The following is an 18806-nucleotide window of genomic DNA, read 5'->3' as shown; positions in this document are numbered from 1 at the left end:
GCTACAAACGATTCGAAATAAGAATTGACTATTCACTTAGCTCAACACGGAACTGATATTGATCAAAGGCATTTTGTGCTTTGCCCCCTGAAAGGCGTAATTCTTACTGCAAAGATCTTGCCTTAGCTTCTGTTTTTCAGAGCAAAAGAAGTCGCAAAAAGGGCACAAAAAGCAACGCGCCGTAGGTGTGTGACGATAGAAGCCCGCTGACGAGAAGCGGGCTTCTATCGTTGGTTTAAATTCGGTCTCAGAGCAACAGATCAAACACGTTTTGCCCGATCTGCAAGTTGATCGACGACTGTCCGCCGCCATCCACGAGCGCCCACATGATCTGGCCCGTTGGACGATAGATCACAAAGGCCTCTTCAACGTTGTCGTCACCAGAGCGTTCCCCAGCTGCCGTGGCAGTGTGCGTTGTGTTGACCTGGAACTGGCTGGCGGTTGCACTGCCGTTGCCAAAGTGGAGGATGTCGCCATCGGCCGCATCGTAATCCTGCACCCAGTCAGATCCGTGATCAAACACACCGATGTGATAGAACCGGTCCGCGCCTGCACCGCCGTTCAACAGGTCGTGTCCAAAGCCGCCATTGACGAAATCGTCGCCGTCGCCGCCAAACATCTGATCCGCAAAGGCCGATCCCGTGAGCGTGTCATGACCCGTGCCGCCGATCACCGTATCAGCCCCAAAGCCACCGGCAATCGTGTCGTTGCCCGCATCACCGCGCAACTCATCGTTGCCGTAACCACCGTCAACACGGTCATTGCCAGCCCCCGCATAGATCACGTCGCGCAGATCGTCCGTGCTGGTGCCGCCAACCAAAGTATCGTTGCCAGCGCCCCCAACAAGAACATCAACACCGTCGCCGCCGTCGATCTGGTCATCGCCATCGTTTCCGCGCAGCGTGTCATTACCCGAAAGCCCACTCAGGGTGTCATCCCCGCCTGCACCGTTCAGAACATCGGCGCCCGCCGTGCCAATTAGGTTCAGGGCGCCGGACAACACTGCGGCCGAGTCCGGGCCAGCCACGGTTTCAAAGGTGCCTTGTTGGTCCGTGTAGGTGACCTGAGCAGAGATCTGCGCGCCGACGTCCTGATTGACCAGCGTGTATTGCGTGCTGTTTGCGCCGCCAATGGCACTGCCGTCACGCAACCACTGATAGCTGAACGCACCAAGCCCGTCCGCATCCTGAACGGCACCGGCGTTTATCGTCAACGTATTGCCAGAGACCGCGAGGCCCGTCATGACCAGATTGCCGGTTGGGGCGTCGTTCACGTTCTGCACCGCAGAGGTCGCAGCACTCGTGACCTGCTCGGCCATACCAAAGCCATCGGTATAGGACACCTGAACGCGGATTGCCGCACCGACGTCGGCCTGATTCAGCTGATAGCTGTTGCCGGTTTCACCAGATATCGCAGCGCCGTTACGCAACCACTGATAGCTCAAGCCACCAAGCCCGTCTTCGTCGGTCAAAGATGTGGTGTTGGCCGTCAGGGTCTGATCCTCGGTTGCCGTGCCTGTTACGGTCACGCCACCCGCTGGAGCGTCGTTCACATTCTGCACGGCAGAGGTCGCAGCGCTGGTGACCTGTTCGGCCATGCCGAAGCCATCGGTATAGGACACCTGAACGCGGATTGCCGCGCCCACGTCTGCCTGGGTCAGCTGATAGCTGTTGCCATTTGCGCCTGAGATCGCAGCGCCATCGCGCAGCCACTGATAGCTCAACCCACCAAGCCCGTCTTCGTCAGTCAAAGACGCGGTGTTGGCCGTCAGGGTCTGATCCTCGGTTGCCGTGCCTGTTACGGTCACGCCACCCGCTGGAGCGTCGTTCACATTCTGCACGGCAGAGGTCGCAGCGCTGGTGACCTGTTCGGCCATGCCGAAGCCATCGGTATAGGACACCTGAACGCGGATTGCCGCGCCCACGTCTGCCTGGGTCAGCTGATAGCTGTTGCCATTTGCGCCTGAGATCGCAGCGCCATCGCGCAGCCACTGATAGCTCAACCCACCAAGCCCGTCTTCGTCAGTCAAAGACGCGGTGTTGGCCGTCAGGGTCTGATCCTCGGTTGCCGTGCCTGTTACGGTCACGCCACCCGCTGGAGCGTCGTTCACATTCTGCACGGCAGAGGTCGCAGCGCTGGTGACCTGTTCGGCCATGCCGAAGCCATCGGTATAGGACACCTGAACGCGGATTGCCGCGCCCACGTCTGCCTGGGTCAGCTGATAGCTGTTGCCATTTGCGCCTGAGATCGCAGCGCCATCGCGCAGCCACTGATAGCTCAACCCACCAAGCCCGTCTTCGTCAGTCAAAGACGCGGTGTTTGCCGTCAGGGTCTGATCCTCGGTCGCGGAGCCTGTTACGGTCACGCCGCCCGCTGGAGCGTCGTTTACGTTCACAATTGCAGAGGTTTCGCTACTGGTTGCGCTGTTTCCGTCAACCTCGACACGCACTGAAATCTGCGTTCCGACATCATCATCGCCCAACTGGAAGGTTGCCGAGGTTGCCCCTTCAATTTCTGCACCATCACGCAACCATTGATAGGTTGTTGTGCTGGGCAATTGACCAAAGATATCGCGCGCGCCCGACACTGTTGCGGTTAGCGTAGCATCCTCGATTTCAGAACCGTTTACGGTGACACTTGGGGTCGCGCCCCCTGTCAACGACACCCCAACCAAGGTCACCGTGGACCCGTCATCCAGTGTCACGACACGGTTGCCTGCGCCGTCTTCTGATTGCCCTGCCACCGTCACCGTGCTGGCATCAAGGAAATCCACACCCAGTTCGAAATCGTCGATCCGATCATCGCCCATGCCTGCACTAAGCACAAACACATCCTGTCCGGTGCCGCCACTCATCGTGTCATTGCCGCCCTGGCCATCGATACGGTCCGCGCCGGCCCCACCAAACAGGCTGTCATCTCCGTCGCCGGCCAGAAGCGTATCATTGCCTTCAAAGCCATAGATCTGGTCAAACAAAGAACTGCCATAGAGCGTGTTGTTGTTTGCATTCCCGTTTACGGTGCTGGCCGAGAGGTTGATATAGAAGGTCGTCGAATTGGCATCGCCCAGCGCATCTGTCGCGGTCAGTGTAACCCCGTACCAGCCTGCGGCCACACCAGTCAGATCTGCACTGAACTGTTGTGTGGAAGCATCGAAGTTGAGCCACGCAGGCAACGCAGACGAATCCGACAGGGTTGCCGAGTAGGTAATCTCGTCCACATCTTCAAACAGAGAGGACACATCCAGCGTATAGCTGAGACCTTCGCGCCAGCTTTGGGTGTCAATCGTATCAAGCAAGGTGGGCGCATCGTTGAACATCACAATGGTGGTGTCGTCAAAGATCACGCGTTCCACCTGAGACAGCGTATCCAACCCGTTCAGCGTCGTCCCGCCGGTGTGCTCAATCGTGCTGGAGCCCGAAGACCCGAGTGAAATCGTATACTCGGTCGAATTTCCGGCGTAGATGGCATAATCGGTGCCTGCGCCACCGGACATGTAGTCGTCGCCAAGACCGCCACGCAGAGTGTCAGTGCCGGAACCGGCATAAAGCTGATCATTTCCTGATCCGCCTTCCAGACTGTCGTCACCATCCGCACTGTAAAGGTAATCTGCACCGGCATCGCCGCGCAACGTGTCACGGCCGTCCCCACCTTCCAGATCATCGCTGCCGTCACCGCCATTCAACAGGTCATCCCCGTCGCCGCCTAGCAACCTATCGTTAAGCGCGCCACCAGACAGGGTATCGTTTCCGCCGTCACCATAGAGCGTATCTGCACCGGCTTCACCAGAGAGCAGATCGTTCCCGGCATCCCCATAGATGGTATCAGATCCGAACCCGCCCGTGATCTCATCGTCACCGACATCGCCCGTGGCAAGATCATCTCCATCGCCAAGCCCGATGGTATCATTGCCGCGTCCGCCATACAGATGGTCATCCTCTGTGCTACCAAGCAGGCTGTCATCGCCGTCCAGTCCAAGGATGGTGTCGTCGCCCACCCCACCGTCAAGCGTGTCATCGCCCGCGCTTCCGCCAAAGAAATCAGGGTTCAGCGTAGACGATCCAAATGCCCCGTTTGTCAGATAGATGTCGGTCGCCTGAATTTCAGTGGCGCTATACATCGCGGCAAACGTGCCGATGACCTGTCCGGTAATCGTAAGCGAGAAATCAACGTTATCGTTAAGCACACCATTGCCGTTGGTGTCCACGGTCAAAACTGTGTTGGTGCCATCAAAGCTGGTGTGGATATCCACATCCGAGAAGCGTTCGCGCGAGACAGTGATCCGGTCCCCGATCGCAAAATCGGTGATAACATCACCATGTAGTTCGTAGTAGCGGCCAAAGAAGGTATCGTCGCCAGCACCACCCGCCATGCTGTCTTCGCCATTGCCCCCTTCAAGCCGGTCCTGACCGTCTCCGCCAAACAACACATCGTTGTCATTGCCGCCGCTGAGGGTGTCATAACCGGCGTCTCCGCGCAGCGTATCGCTTTCGTTTCCGCCACTCAGCCGGTCGTTTCCGTCACCGCCGTTGAGACTATCATTTCCCGAGTCTCCGCTGACATAGTCGTCGCCCTGCTCACCGCGCAGAACATCGTTATCTTGACCGCCATAAAGCTGGTCATTGTCGATGCCGCCTTCCAGCGTGTCATCACCAGCCGCACCATAGAGATAGTCAGCTCCATTGCCGCCATCGAGCAGATCGTTGCCATCGCCACCATCAAGGTCGTCTGACTCGATCCCGCCGTCCAGTGTATCATTGCCCGCCCCTGCGTTCAGCGAGTCGTTGCCTTCACCTCCCAGCAAGAGGTCGTTGTTCTCTCCGCCGCTGAGGGTGTCGTTGCCAAAGCCCCCTTCGAGCGTATCAAGCCCTTCGTCACCGCTAAGCGTGTCATTGCCAAAGCCGCCGACAAGACTGTCATTGCCCGCATCCCCCGTCAGCAAGTCATTACCATCGTTACCGGTTAGGGTGTCGTCGCCACGTCCGCCAAAGACAAAATCATTCTCGGTGCCACCAGTCAGGCTGTCGTCACCACCAAGCCCGATCAGGGTATCGTCCCCGACATCGCCAAGAATTGTATCATCACCAGCCGTACCAGCGATCTCGTCCGCGTCGGTGGTGGTGGGTGCTGAAACACTCGCAGACACCGGTACCAGAACGATGTCGGTTCCGCCAACGCCGGACGTGGCCTCGGTCGCGGCCCAGGTGCCTGTGAACGTGCCTTGAAGCGTGATGCTGAAATCAGTGTTGTCGGATGTGTCACCATCCCCGTTCAGGTCAACACTGATTAGGGTGTTTCCCTCAACCGTGGACGTCGCATAGATATCCACATCGGTAAACCGTTCGCGGGTCACCACGATCCGGTCCTGATCTGTGAAATCCGTAATCAGATCGCCTTCGAGTTGATAATAGCGCCCCTGGAAAACATCGCTGCCATCACCGCCCGTGAGCGTATCAATGCCGTTGCCCCCATCCAAGGTGTCATTGCCATCTCCACCCAGCAAAAGGTCATCATCGTTTCCACCTGTTAGGCTATCGTCGCCAATGCCGCCGTCGAGCGTATCGTTTTCATTACCACCGCTCAGGGTGTCGTTGCCCTCTTCGCCTTGAAGGCTGTCGTCGCCAGAGTCGCCGCTGACGTAATCATTGCCCAAGCCCCCAAACAGCGTGTCGTTATCAGTCCCGCCGTAGAGTTGGTCATTGCCTTCACCGCCATACAACGTGTCCTGCTGATCGCCCCCATAAAGGTAATCAGATTCGGCATCACCTTGCATAAAGTCGGCACCGTCGCCGCCAACCAGATCATCACTGCCCTGTCCGCCCAACAGCGTGTCATTACCATCGTCGCCATAAAGCGAGTCATCACCGTCATTGCCCTCAAGACTGTCATGATCGGCGCCCCCGTAAAGCGTGTCACGCCCAGCGCCGCCGGTCACCGTATCGTCCCCGGCATCGCCAAGAACACGGTCGTTTCCAGCATCACCGCTCAGCGCGTCATTACCATCGCCGCCATTGATGGTGTCATTGTCATCACCACCGCCAACAACGTCGTCTCCGCCGCCGGCGTTGACCGTGTCATTGCCTTCATCCGCGCTCACGGCATCATTGCCGTCCAGCGCGATAATTTCATCATTGCCTTCGAAGCCAGAAATCACGTCAGCGCCATTTGAGCCGCTGAGGTTGTCGGCCCCGCTGGTGCCGTTGATCACGCCGCCCGCACTTCCGACCAACAGGATTTCGGTAAAGCTTCCGGTGCTGATCGTTGCAAAGGTTTCTGTAAACACGCCGTTTAGGGTTAGGGTGACATCGGTCGTGCTGTTGCCGTCGACATCTATTCCGAGGGTTGTGTTCACCCCGTCATCCGAAATGACCAGATCGGTTTCACCAAACGTTTCACTGGTGACGCGGATACGGTCCCCAAGGTCGAAATCCGTAATGACATCGCCATCATGGTGATAGTCGCGCCCGGTAAAGAGGTTATCACCTGCGCCACCGGTCAGTGTATCCAGCCCGTTTTCACCGGAAAGGGTGTCGTCCTCTACCCCACCGTCCAGACTGTCATCGCCATTGCCACCACTAAGTGAATCTTCACCGGCTTCGCCAAACAGCGTGTCGTCCTCATTGCCCCCGCTGAGTGTGTCAGCGTCTGCCCCTCCATAGAGCAGGTCATCTCCTGAATCGCCCGAGAGATAGTCTTCGCCACCCTCGCCATAAAGAACATCGTTCTCAGAGCCGCCATAAAGCTGATCATTGGCATCGCCGCCTTCGAGCGTATCCTCGTCTGCACCGCCGTACAGATAATCGGCGTCGGTTCCGCCCTGCAGCAGGTCATTGCCGGCCCCACCGTCCAACTCGTCGCTTCCCGCGCCACCAGACAGAATGTCATCGCCGGTACCACCCGAGAGCGTATCATCGCCGCCGTCACCACGAAGGTCGTCTTCACCGTCGTCCCCATAGAGGGAGTCGCGCCCTTCGCCACCGGTGAGGGTATCGTTTCCTTCATCACCGTGAACCTGATCGTCCCCCAACTGGCCGTTCAAGAGATCCGCACCAATTCCGCCGGTCAGAACATCGTCGTCATCCCCACCGAGCAACGTATCGGCATCTGCGCCACCATAAAGAAAGTCTTGTCCCGTGCCGCCGCTCAGGAAATCATTGCCTGCCGCGCCGGAGATTGTATCAGAGCCGTCTTGCCCTTCGAGCAAATCTGAAACCGACGTTCCCACAATGTCATCGTCATCCAATGTGCCTGCAAACGGGCCAACTCCGGACGTGGATTCCAAACGGATCGTAGTCCCTGTGGAAGAGTGTTCATGGGATTGGGCAATCCAAGTACCAGTGTAACCTGTTCCCGCCAGCGTCAGCGTCAGGTCAACGGTCCCGTCGCCGTCCTGATCCACCCGCAAGAGGGTATCACCGTTCAGTTCGATCGTAGAAATATCCACATCCGTAAACCGCGAACGTGTCACAAGAATGCGATCTTCACCGCCTGTGAAATCCTCGATCCGGTCGCCATCCAGTTCATAAGAACGCCCAACGAACTGGTCAGCGCCAGCGCCGCCGGTCATCGTATCGGTTTCATTGCCTCCAGCAAGCGTATCATCGCCATCGCCCCCCAAGAGCGTATCACTGGCATTCCCCCCCAAGAGGCTGTCATCATCCGCGCCGCCATCAAGGAAGTCGCTTTCGTTTGATCCGTTAAGCGTGTCATTTCCGGCGCCGCCCTCAAGAATATCGTCGCCGCTGTCGCCGCTGATCCAGTCGTCTCCGGCATCACCGCGCACAACATCATTGCCCGTGCCGCCATAAAGCTGGTCATTACCGTCGCCGCCAGAAACCGTGTCCTGATCTGCTCCCGCATAGATATAGTCGTTGCCGGCGCCACCACTCAGGTCATCGTTGCCACCGTCACCCGTGATTTCGTCGGTCCCGTCTCCACCGGAAATGGTATCGAACCCGTCTTCTCCATAGAGGCTGTCATTACCGCTGTCGCCGCTGATCAGGTCCTCTCCGATCCCGCCATAAACGCTATCGTTGTCGGCCCCGCCGGAAATCAGATCATTGCCCGCATCCCCGTAGATTTCATCATCTCCGGTTCCGCCAAGAATGGTGTCTGCATCGGCATCCCCACGCAGGAAGTCGTCGCCCCCCGCGCCGCTGATCTGGTCACGGCCATCTCCGCCAAAGACGTCGTCGTCGCCTTCGCCCGCATCAATGATGTCATTGCCACCAAGCGCGGTCAGCTGGTCATTCCCGCCAAGCCCTTCAAGACTATCGTTGCCCACAGAGCCTACATGGATGTCGGACCCCTCGGTTCCGACCCAGACACCGCCCGCGAGCGAAGGCAGGAAGATTTCGGTGAAATCTGCCGCCGTGATCAGTTGGAAATCGGTCGGAGTGTAGACACCCTGAAGGGTGAAAAAGAGATCGTCACTGAGGTTCTGGTCAGTATCAATCGCAAAGTCCGTATTGCCCCCTGCAACGGTGATCGTCACGTCGGCACTAAAGAAGCTTTCACGAGTAACGCGTATACGGTCTCCGGCGGCGAAGTCAGTGATCACATCCCCGTTCAGATGGTAATCGCGCCCCTCGAAAAGGTCATCACCCGCACCGCCCGTCAGCGTATCGACATCAAATCCGCCGTTGAGGATATCGTTGTCGTCACCGCCGTCCAGCGCGTCATTTCCATTGCCGCCATCCAGCCGGTCAAAACCAGCCTCGCCATGCAGGTTATCGTCGCCATTGCTGCCATTCAGCGTATCGCCGCCAAGCCCGCCAAACAGGCTGTCGTCGTCCGCATCACCAGAGATATAGTCCTCACCCGCGTCACCATACAGCGTGTCATTGCCACTGCTGCCATACAACTGGTCGTTCTGATCTCCACCGCGGATCAGATCCTGATCAGCGCCGCTATAGATGTAATCAGTACCGGTGCCGCCTTCGATGGTGTCATTTCCGGCATCTCCAGACAGTTCATCGTTCCCTGCACCGCCAAGAATGCTGTCGGCCCCATCATTGCCCGAAATCGTGTCGCTGGCCGCGCCACCGCTGATAAAGTCGTCTCCGCGGTCTCCGAGCAAGCTGTCTTGGCCGTCGCCACCAAAAATGCTGTCGTCGTCGTCTCCGCCAAAGATGACGTCATTGCCGGCATTGCCATAAAGCGTATCAACCCCGTGATCCCCAGAGATGGTTTCTCCACCGGTGCCGCCCTGCACTTCGTCATTGCCAAGGCCCGCCATAATTGACCGGGTGGATGCATCCCCCGTTAGCGTGTCATCCCCCGCATTGCCAAGGATCGTTGTCGCGCTACCAGCGGCGACGGAGTTTGCGGTTGAAACATCAACGATCGTGCCACGCACGGGCGTGCCGGAGCTGCCTAGTCCGGCCGTGGGATAGGCACGGATTGTGGTGCTTGATCCGTTTGTCTGTGTCAGGAAATCCGCATTAATCACGCCGGACAGGGTCAACACCGTATCGGCAACCCCGTCGCGATCCGTATCCATCGTCAGAACGGTATCGCCACCGGCATAGCTAACGGTCAGGTGCCCGTCATCAAAGCGGCGATTGCTTACCGTGATCGCGTCGCCATCTGCCGCTGCGGTGGTGAGTTCGAAATCTGTAATCCGGTCGCTGTCAATATTTATGGCCGTGTCGACAAAAACATCAGCACCCGAACCACCGGTCAGCGTATCGCTGTCTTGACCACCACTTAGAATATCGTCTCCGGTACCCCCATCAAGACTGTCTGCATCAATCCCGCCGCTTAGTTCGTCGTTGCCATCCTGTCCGAGCAAGGTGTCGTTATTGCCGTCCCCATAGAGCACATCATTTTCCGCGCCCCCTTCCAGAAGGTCATCGCCCGCACCGCCGGAAAGCGTGTCATTGCCGACATCCCCTTCAAGCGTGTCCTGCCCTGACCCACCACTCAGGTAGTCAAAACCGGCATCGCCATAAAGCGCATCGTCATCCTGCCCCCCATAGAGGTTGTCATTGCCATCGCCGCCGGAAAGCGTGTCATTGCTGGATCCGCCATCCAGATAGTCATTGCCCAGACCACCGGACATGGTATCGGCACCGGCATCACCATAGAGGTTATCCGAGCCTGCGTTGCCATACAACGTGTCGTTATCTGCGCCGCCCCGCAGTACATCATTTCCGCCTTGAGAGGTCAGAAGATCTGCGCCCGATCCCCCATCGGCAAAGTTTCCGGTGCCAGTGCCAACATCCAGAGAGTCATTGCCGGACCCGCCATAAAGATTGTTTCTGCCGGACACGCCATCGATGCTGTCCTGACCCGCGTCCCCGACGAGCCAGTCATTGCCGGTGCCACCTGAAACCGTGTCGTTGCCGAGACCGGCATAGATTGAATCGTTGCCTGCGCCCCCAGCCAAATCGTCATTGCCAGCCGCCCCGATTAGACGGTCACGCCCGTCGCCGCCGTCCAGCGTATCCGCGAGGGTCGAGCCATCAAGTATGTCATCGCCTGTGGTCGCCGTGCCACCGGGTGCCGCGATGTAAACGATATCGCTCGAAGTTGTCCCTGCGAGCGCGGCAAAGTACCCGCCAGAAAACGTACCGCTCAGCGTCAGCGTGATATCGTATCCGGGAGTTTCATCGGTGTTGATTTCAAGCAGGGTATCCCCACCAGAGACCGAACTCTGAAAGCTGTCATCAAACAGAAAGCTGCCGGACACTTCGATAACGTCTTCAACGCCAAAATCGGTTATGCGATCCCCGTCAAGATCATCGGGCCGGTCGCGAAACACGTCCTCGCCCACGCCACCGGTCAGCGTATCAACACCCACCCCACCGGCAAGCGTGTCATCGCCTGTGCCACCTACAAGGCTATCATCATCGGACCCACCGGACAGCAGATCGTGATCCGCGCCGCCCAATAGGGTATCGGCACCGGCCTGTCCGTTCAGCTGATCATCTCCGTCGCCGCCAACAATGCTGTCTGCCGAGGACGTACCGTTGAGGATGTCCGGGTTTGCCGATCCGTTGATGTTCGCCATGATGTGCCTCCGAAGGACGAGCCGTACTGAAAAATTTCTTATGAGCTAGCATAAACAGGGCGCAAGAATACCCAATCATTTTAGATTGGTTTTAATCCATTGGGGGAGTCAATTGTTTTTGCCCATTTTTCCGATCGCCCAGGCAGGAAATTCCCCGCTTTAAGGCTCGGAAACTCGCAACACTTCTTAGCGCTTAATTTATCCTCGCCAGCGCCCGATCTTTCACAAATTCAATTGCTTTTTCCCGACATGCTCTGTCTGTTCAAAAACCATTCCGTCTTGATGCTATTTGAGAGTTTGGAATTCACTTGAAAATAGAGCCGACAGAGTTCATTGGCGTGGTGAACTCTGATTGGTTGTTGGAAGTTTTGAACCTACAACTGTCGATCTTCATGCATCATTCCAAACCATCAGAAGATGCGGATGACCGCAAAAAGGCAGAAGTCGAGACTTTGGTCCTCTTGTTTGCCACAGATGACGTTCGTTTTGGGGATGAGATCAATCCCAAGTATCTCGAAACACATCCTTTCCGCCGATTAACGGAAATCGAAAGGTGCGGCCATTGTCCTGGCTTTTACCCTCGCTCATTTCGCGAGAAGGGTGTGATCAGTGATCCGCCTTTTTCCACGTCACAGGTGTTACGTAAACGATGCTGTCACCGACGCTGACCATCACCTCGCCGTCCTGAATGTTAACCTGTATCTTCATCGAACGGCTTGCGAGTTTCTCGAGTTCCTTGGTGTCAGTCTCTGACAGGTTTGTAACCTGGAGATTGTCAAACCGTGTGGTGCTGTTTTTAATCTTCTCCCACCACATCTCTGCCGTTCTGCCACCGTAGCTATAGATGATCACATCGTTTGCCTTGCCACAGGACTGGCGAATGACCTTTTCACCCGGAAGCCCAAGCGCGACCCACAGCTCAAGTTCGCCGCTCAGGCTTTTCTGCCAAATGTCGGGTTCGTCATCCGTCGAGATGCCACGCGTCATTTCCAATTGGTCGTGTGCGTTCAGGGCAAAAGCCAGAATGCGCACCATCAACCGCTCATCCGTTTCCGAAGGGTGTTTGGCAACAGTCAGCTTGTGCGTTTCGTAATAGTGGCGATCCATATCCGAAACGGAGAGTTCAACTTTGTATATAGTGGCTTTGAGCGCCATGATTTTTCCAGACTAGCGAAGATAGGGATGCCTAATGCGTCTGGAAGATATGTGAAAGCACATAAGTGCGGACCTTGCCCTAAATAGACCTGTCAGATGCGTTTCGCAGGACCGAACAGACAACGGGCCCCGGGTCTTGGATGGCCCTAACATTCACCTTCGTCTGGCCCGCTTTCAATCGGGATCTTGCCTCCGGAAAACTGCGTTTCCAGAGGCAAGGATTGTTTAGCCTGGCATCTTCTCGAAGGCAGGAAGGGCATCGTCCAGAAGCGTCGCTTTCATCTTGCTGGATACGTAAACATTCACCTTCGGGGCGAACTCTTCTTGCTCATGAATAACGCCCGCACGCAGGCCAAGCATGCCTTCACGTGTCGAATTCTGCGTGAACAGCGGCGTGCCACACTTGTCGCAGAAATGTTTGGTCATCACCGACCCAGCGTCCGAGTTGTGCTGGAATGTTTTGGGTGTGCCTGTGATTTTGACGTCACCCTCTTTCATAAACATCAAAGTTGCAAAGGCACTGCCAGTCGATTGGCGGCAAGCGGTGCAATGGCAATTCGCCATAACAGGAACCTCACCATCAGCTTCGAACGAGACAGCACCACAGAGACATTCGCCGGTAAGTTTGGTCATTGGTTTTCCTTTGCTTCAGGCATCATTGCAAGCACGACTGTAAGGAATTTGAGGTGATCATCAAGGATGGTAACGATTTGAAGCGTGCGTGCTTTCCCGGCGGGCCCATGCAGGGCGCGCAAGGATTACGCCGCCCGGCCCTTGCAGCCCCACACGTTAGTGCCCCAATGCCGGTTTGGAGCACTGTAAAGGATCGTGGGAGGATCACGCCCAAAGGCTATGCCAGCAGGTCATAAACCTCGGAACCGATCCGCAGGTTGATCGAAGACTGTCCATCGCCATCCACCAAGGCCCACATGATCTGGCCCGTTGGGCGATAGATCACGAAAGCCTCTTCGATGCTATCGTTGCCTGACCGCTCTCCGGCTGCAGTGGCGGTATGGGTCGTGTTGATCTGGAATTGGCTGCGCGTGGCCGAGTTAATGCCAAAGTGCAGCACATCACCTTCTGCGGCATCATAATCCTGTATCCAGTCCGACCCGTGGTCTGCGACACCGATATGGAAGAACCTGTCCGCACCCGCACCGCCATTCACGAGGTCATGGCCAAACCCGCCGTTGACGAAATCACTGCCGTCTCCCCCAAAGACCTGATCCGAGAAGGCACTGCCGGTGAGCGTGTCATTGCCCCTGCCACCGATAACGGTATCGGCGCCAAAGCCGCCCGCGATGGTGTCGTTGCCCGCATCGCCGCGCAATTCGTCATTGCCATAGCCGCCGTCGATGTTGTCGTTGCCGGTGCCGCCATAGATCTCGTCGCGCAGGTCGTCTTCGCTGTCGCCCCCGATAAGGGTGTCGTTATCAGCCCCGCCAATAAGCGTGTCGGCGCCATCGCCGCCCATCAACAGGTCGCTGGTATCCTGACCGGCCCGATCTGACAATTCCTCGACTGAGACCGTGCCAAAGGTGGTCAAAGGATCGCCAAGGCTGATCTGTTGGTCCGGCGCGTCCGGATCAAACTGCCAGGAGGCAACAAGACGGCTGTCGTCACGCAATGATCCGGTATCCAGCAAAGCGTTCTCGGCAATCTGCTCTTCGCTGCGCTGGCCTTCGAATATCCGGATATCGCCGATCGCCCCATGAAGCGCCTGCGCCGTGCTAAAGCCTCCGCCGGGCGCGTTGCCATCCTGATCCTGACCAAAGATCAGCGTGCCACCCGCACTGATCGGGGTGCGCGCCTCGTCAATGTTCCATTCCTCCCACAGAAGGCTGCCGTCCAAGAAGACCTGCAACCATCCCGACGACGCGGTCCATGTCACCGACAACCTGTGAAGATCCCCGTCAAAGATATCTGCCACGGCGACGTCGGTCGGGATCAGCTCGTTATTGATCCAGATATCAAGCGTTGTTTCCGTTGCATCCGTGATCAGCAGAAACTCATTGGTGGACCTCGAAACGGCATAGGACATGAGCGCGTATTGCTGGAACGATGGTTCGGTCTGCACCAACACTTCAAAGGTCAAAGCGTCGATGGGCATGTCGTCGAAATTATCAATTCGAAGGCCTGCGGCGCCACCGGTTTGATCCATATGTGCCATGGCTGGCAGGGTGAAAGGCCCGCCACCGATCAGCAGATCATTGCCACCACCACCCGACAGGGTATCCGAGCCGCCCAGCCCGATAAGGGTGTCATCCCCAAGAACGCCCTGAATATTGTCCGCCCCGGAGGAGCCTTCGGCATAGTCGCCCTGTTTGGTCAGGATGATTTCTTCAAAACCGCTGAAATGGTCGACGCTGGGATAGGCCGTAGTTGTGAAAATGCCGACCCCCGGTGCAACCTCGATAGATTCATAGGCCACCCCAGTCGCGACACCCATATGCCCCATCAGGATCACACCTTCCATGTTGGCATCCAGCTGCAAGACATCATAGCCCGCACCACCATAGACATGGTCATACCCCGTGCCCGGATTGATGATGTCGTCGCCATCGCCGCCAAAGACAGTGTCGTTGCCATCCCCCCCCAGCAAGGTGTCAGCCCCAAGTCCGCCATCGACAGAGTCGTTGCGTCCGTGCCCACTCAGATAGTCACCTTCAGCGGTGCCAAGGATCGTGTCGTCCCCCCAGCCCCCTTCGAAACGTTCGATGCCCGAGAAGGTGACCCTGTCACCCCCATTTGAGACGATCTCGCCACTTGCAAGATTGATCGACCAGCCGATATTGCGCGTATCTGTGTCGCGGAAAGACACGCCCTGTCCGTCGCGATAATCAAACCGGCCATGTAATTCCAGCGCGTCTTCTCCGGCGCCACCGTCAACCGTTGCATTCCCGAATCCGGGGGCAAGAATGTCGTTCCCCGCCCCACCCATCAGCGTATCGTCGCCGCCTCCGCTGGAAATGATATCATCGCCGGTGTAACCGTTGATCTGGTCATTCCCTTCGCCCGTCTGGATCGCATCCGAGCCAATTGTGCCGTTGACCTCTGCATTGGCACCATGAACGATGATGCCCTCGATACCGGTAAATCCGGCCCCAATGCCGTCAATCGTATACCCTGTGCCGCCCAGATTGATCGAGAAACGCTGGCCAGTGTCGAGATAGAATTCGGCCCAGTCCTGCCCTTCGCCGCCGTCGAAATTGGTCAGCGCGCCGGAATAGACCCGACCGTTGCTGCCAACAGTCAGGAAATCATTACCGGTGCCCCCTTCGAGCACCTCAAAGGCCCCCGGTGTTTGGGATGTGTTGCCATTGTTGCGAAGAAAGTCGTCGCCTTCATCCCCATACAGGCTGTCCAATCCAAGGCCGCTGTTGAAATAGTCGTCATCTTGACCGCCATAGGCCCGAAGGTTCCCCGTCCCGCCGCCAACACCCGGCAAGATGGTATCCCGCCCCGCACCGGCCCAGAAGGTGATGTTGCTGTCGCCATGCACCAGCCAGTCATTCAGATCACCGCCAAGGAACACCTCGACACCGTAGAAGCGAAGTTCATTGTCAACGTTGCCAAAGGCCGAAACGCCATCCCGCCCGATGAAATCACGAGAGGTGACAAGGCCGTTTTCAACGTCGATCAACCAATACCGTTCGCCTGCGGACAAATCCAAAGTATCAAGACCACTATCGACCAGTGCATCCGGATCGAAACTGCCCAGTTCCCGCGGCGTAAAGACCGGCAGCCCGGTGTCTGGATCAACCGTTTCATCGATCTGACCGAAATCCGTCGGAGCCGCCCCGCCAAAGAAATACGATGTCTGGCGGTCGTCAAACGTCTGTCGCATCGCATCTGTTGCGGTGTCATCCTCGACATAGATGTAACGGTCATTGCCCGCCCCACCGACAAAGTTTTCCTCCATGGTGTAGCTGGTAAACCTGTCCGAGCCTTCACCCCCAAAGGCCCGAAGACCGAGGGGGACAACCTCGTCATCGACGATCCGGTCGCGCAGGTTGTCGGCCAGACCCACAAAGCTGTCATGCCCCAAACCGCCAGCATAGAGCGCGAAATGAGAGCCGACCGTGAAAGTGTCGTTGCGCTCGGTGCCTACGATGTTGGCCCCTATTGTTGCGGCTTGGTCTGTGCCAATCAAAGTTCCTGCGTTGTCGTATTTCAGGATCCGCGCCAAATCGGGATCAACCGTGTTCACCGAAATCCGGTAGGGCAATGACAGTGTCGGGTCCGCGTTTAGCAACGACGCGAAGGCCGAGGCCGCAACCCCGCCCCTGAGATCCGGATTGCCCATGGAATAGAAAATCAAATCACCGGCGTTCTGGTCGGGTCCGAACCGGTAGGTATCGTCCCCCCGCCCGGCAAGAAACAGATCAAGGCCATGGAAGCTTTGCAACAGGTCGTTTCCGGCGCCACCGGCCGCAATGTCCGCCCCTTGGCCGGTCACAAGTATGTCGTTGCCCGAAAGTCCTGCCAGCGTGTCATCGCCGCGCGTGCCATTCAGACGGTTCGCACCATCGGACCCGATCAACAGATCATTCAGGCTTGATCCGAGAACATTCTCGATCGAATTAAAGCTGTCAGACATTCCCCCCAAACGGCTGGCATCCGCCCCCCGAAGCGCGACCCGCACCCCAGAGGAAAAGGCCGAATAGTCGATCAGGTCAGTGCCGCTTCCGCCGTTCAGCGTATCAAACCCCTGACTTGCGATCAGAATGTCATCTCCGCCCCGTCCATTATAGACATCGGCCTGTATGCCGCCCAGCATCAGGTCATCATCGGCAGTGCCCGGCACCTCATTGCTCTGGTCATAATTGACCCGCACTGCGGTGGCCAGTTGGTCATAGGTCACCACGGTCAACCCGAATACGAAGCTTTCGACATCGACAACTTCGTCCTGACCAAAGTTCAGGATCAATCCACCCAGATAGCCGCCCAGATGGTTCAGATGCAAAATGTCGTGCTCGGCCCCATCATAGAACAGGGTTTCGGTTGTAAAGCTGAACTCGGACAGGGGCGCGTGTGTGTAAAGCGTATCGAAATTCGCTCCGCCAACCAGACTGTCATCGCCGCCCGCATTGATAAGAACATCGTCACCAGTCCCGCCCAACAACGTGTCAGACCCGATCCCGGCACTCAGCACATCATCATCTGCGTCACCCGACAGGAAGTTCTGCCAGAATATCAGATCGTTCTGTCCAAGCAGCACATCCGGATCAGCTGACCCTTCGCCCAGAAGCGGACCAAGGTAGCTGCGTTCACCAAAGATGCGCGCGGCAACAAACTGTGTAGGGTCTGTTCCGGGCAAATCGTCCCTTGCACCATAGATATCCTCGATAAGAGAGATCATCGGTTGCTCAAAATCAGGAGACTCGCCGAAGATCGAATTGAAATCGGGCGTCAAACCGTTCAGCGGATTCAGCAGGTTGAGGTTCGGCAGCAGTCCGCCAATCGCGGCATCGACTGAATCCAGCAGTGCGTCAATTCCCAAAGCCTCGGTAATGGGATCAAGGATGGGGCTGACGACAGCATCAATTGCCGCCTCCGCCCTTTCGAGCACCCAAAGAAGAGGATCAAGCGCATCGACAATATCACCCAGAGGATCACCGATGCCTGCCAGTTTTCCCGCCACGGAATCAATCGCGTCGCGGAATTGCCCGACCACAACGTCCATACCCGCAAACACCGCAAGCGCCACATCCAACGCATCAACCGCGTCGGTCATTTCTTCCAGAGCATCTTCGGGGAATCTGGTATTCAATTCGCCCATCAGCTCTTCCATCGATGCCAGCGCACTTTGGGTGCGCGGATCAAGTCCGGCCGGATCTTCGCTGACAGCTTCTTGCAGATCCAGCAAGCTGGCCCGAATGCTGTTTACGTCTCCAAGATCGTTGGCGACACTGAGCTGCAAGACGGTGACGGCACCTGACGCCGTATCAATCGCAGCTCCGAAGATGCTGATTTCCCGTGAATGGTTTTCAAGCGCTTCGGCAATATCTTCAGTTCGCGCAGCAACCTTGTCCAGAATACGATCCAAAGACGACCCGATCGACCGGGTTGGCGGGAACAGTTTGATAAAGGTCGCCACCCCACGCAAATCATCGATGAATGAATCGATCCGCCGGGCATCGCCAGCAGCCTCTTCCATGGCTTCCTGAAGATCGCCCAAAGCATCGAGAACGATCTCGGTATTTTCAAGTTTGGACTCGTGATCTTCGAGATAGGAAATAAGGCGATCAACATTAACCGCGTATTGATTCAAATTCGGCAGCATGGCGTAACCTAATAAAATCTAGAAATCAGGAGCATTGTTGATCAGAGGTTTCCTCTAGGTCAACAAAAGACTAGTTTGAGGCACACCTTTTAAAATGCCGCAAAATGGGCCCCTATTCCGCTCGTCCGGACAGAAGGTATTGGTTTTCCGCATACAAATCCGCGTCACACGCTGGAAACACAGGCAAGTCGAACAGGTTTAGGGAAGACGATGCCCGCCGACAAAATGGCGTTTTGCAACGGAAATCACGACTTTTGGCGCGAACTAGCAGCTCTGGGGAATCAGAATTGCGCCCCGCATTGGCGAACAGGATACAAGCACCAACGCCTCTGGCACCGATGCTTCACAGATCGC

At 56.9% G+C, this 18806-nt stretch carries 4 protein-coding genes; all 4 read right to left on the bottom strand.

The features are described 5' to 3' along the window. Positions 1–247: 247 nt before the first annotated feature. Positions 248–11011 carry a putative Ig domain-containing protein gene (locus PH7735_RS20525; RefSeq protein ID WP_058310447.1) on the bottom strand — a complete coding sequence of 3588 codons (10764 nt, stop codon included), beginning with the start codon at positions 11009–11011 and terminating at the stop codon, positions 248–250. Positions 11012–11617: 606 nt separating this feature from the next. Beyond that, positions 11618–12166 (bottom strand): YaeQ family protein, encoded by a 549-nt coding sequence (locus PH7735_RS06405; protein ID WP_058310446.1) that lies wholly within the window; start codon positions 12164–12166, stop codon positions 11618–11620. 225 nt (positions 12167–12391) lie between these two features. Beyond that, entirely contained in the window at positions 12392–12799 is a 408-nt protein-coding gene (locus PH7735_RS06400) for a GFA family protein (protein ID WP_058310445.1), read from the bottom strand. A 217-nt stretch (positions 12800–13016) separates the two neighbouring features. Next, positions 13017–18452, bottom strand: a complete 5436-nt coding sequence (locus tag PH7735_RS06395; protein ID WP_058310444.1) for a hypothetical protein — start codon at positions 18450–18452, stop codon at positions 13017–13019. Positions 18453–18806: the final 354 nt, after the last annotated feature.

It is taken from the genome of Shimia thalassica, from assembly GCF_001458215.1.
Lineage (GTDB): Bacteria > Pseudomonadota > Alphaproteobacteria > Rhodobacterales > Rhodobacteraceae > Shimia > Shimia thalassica.
This window is presented reverse-complemented; position numbering and strand designations above follow the sequence as displayed.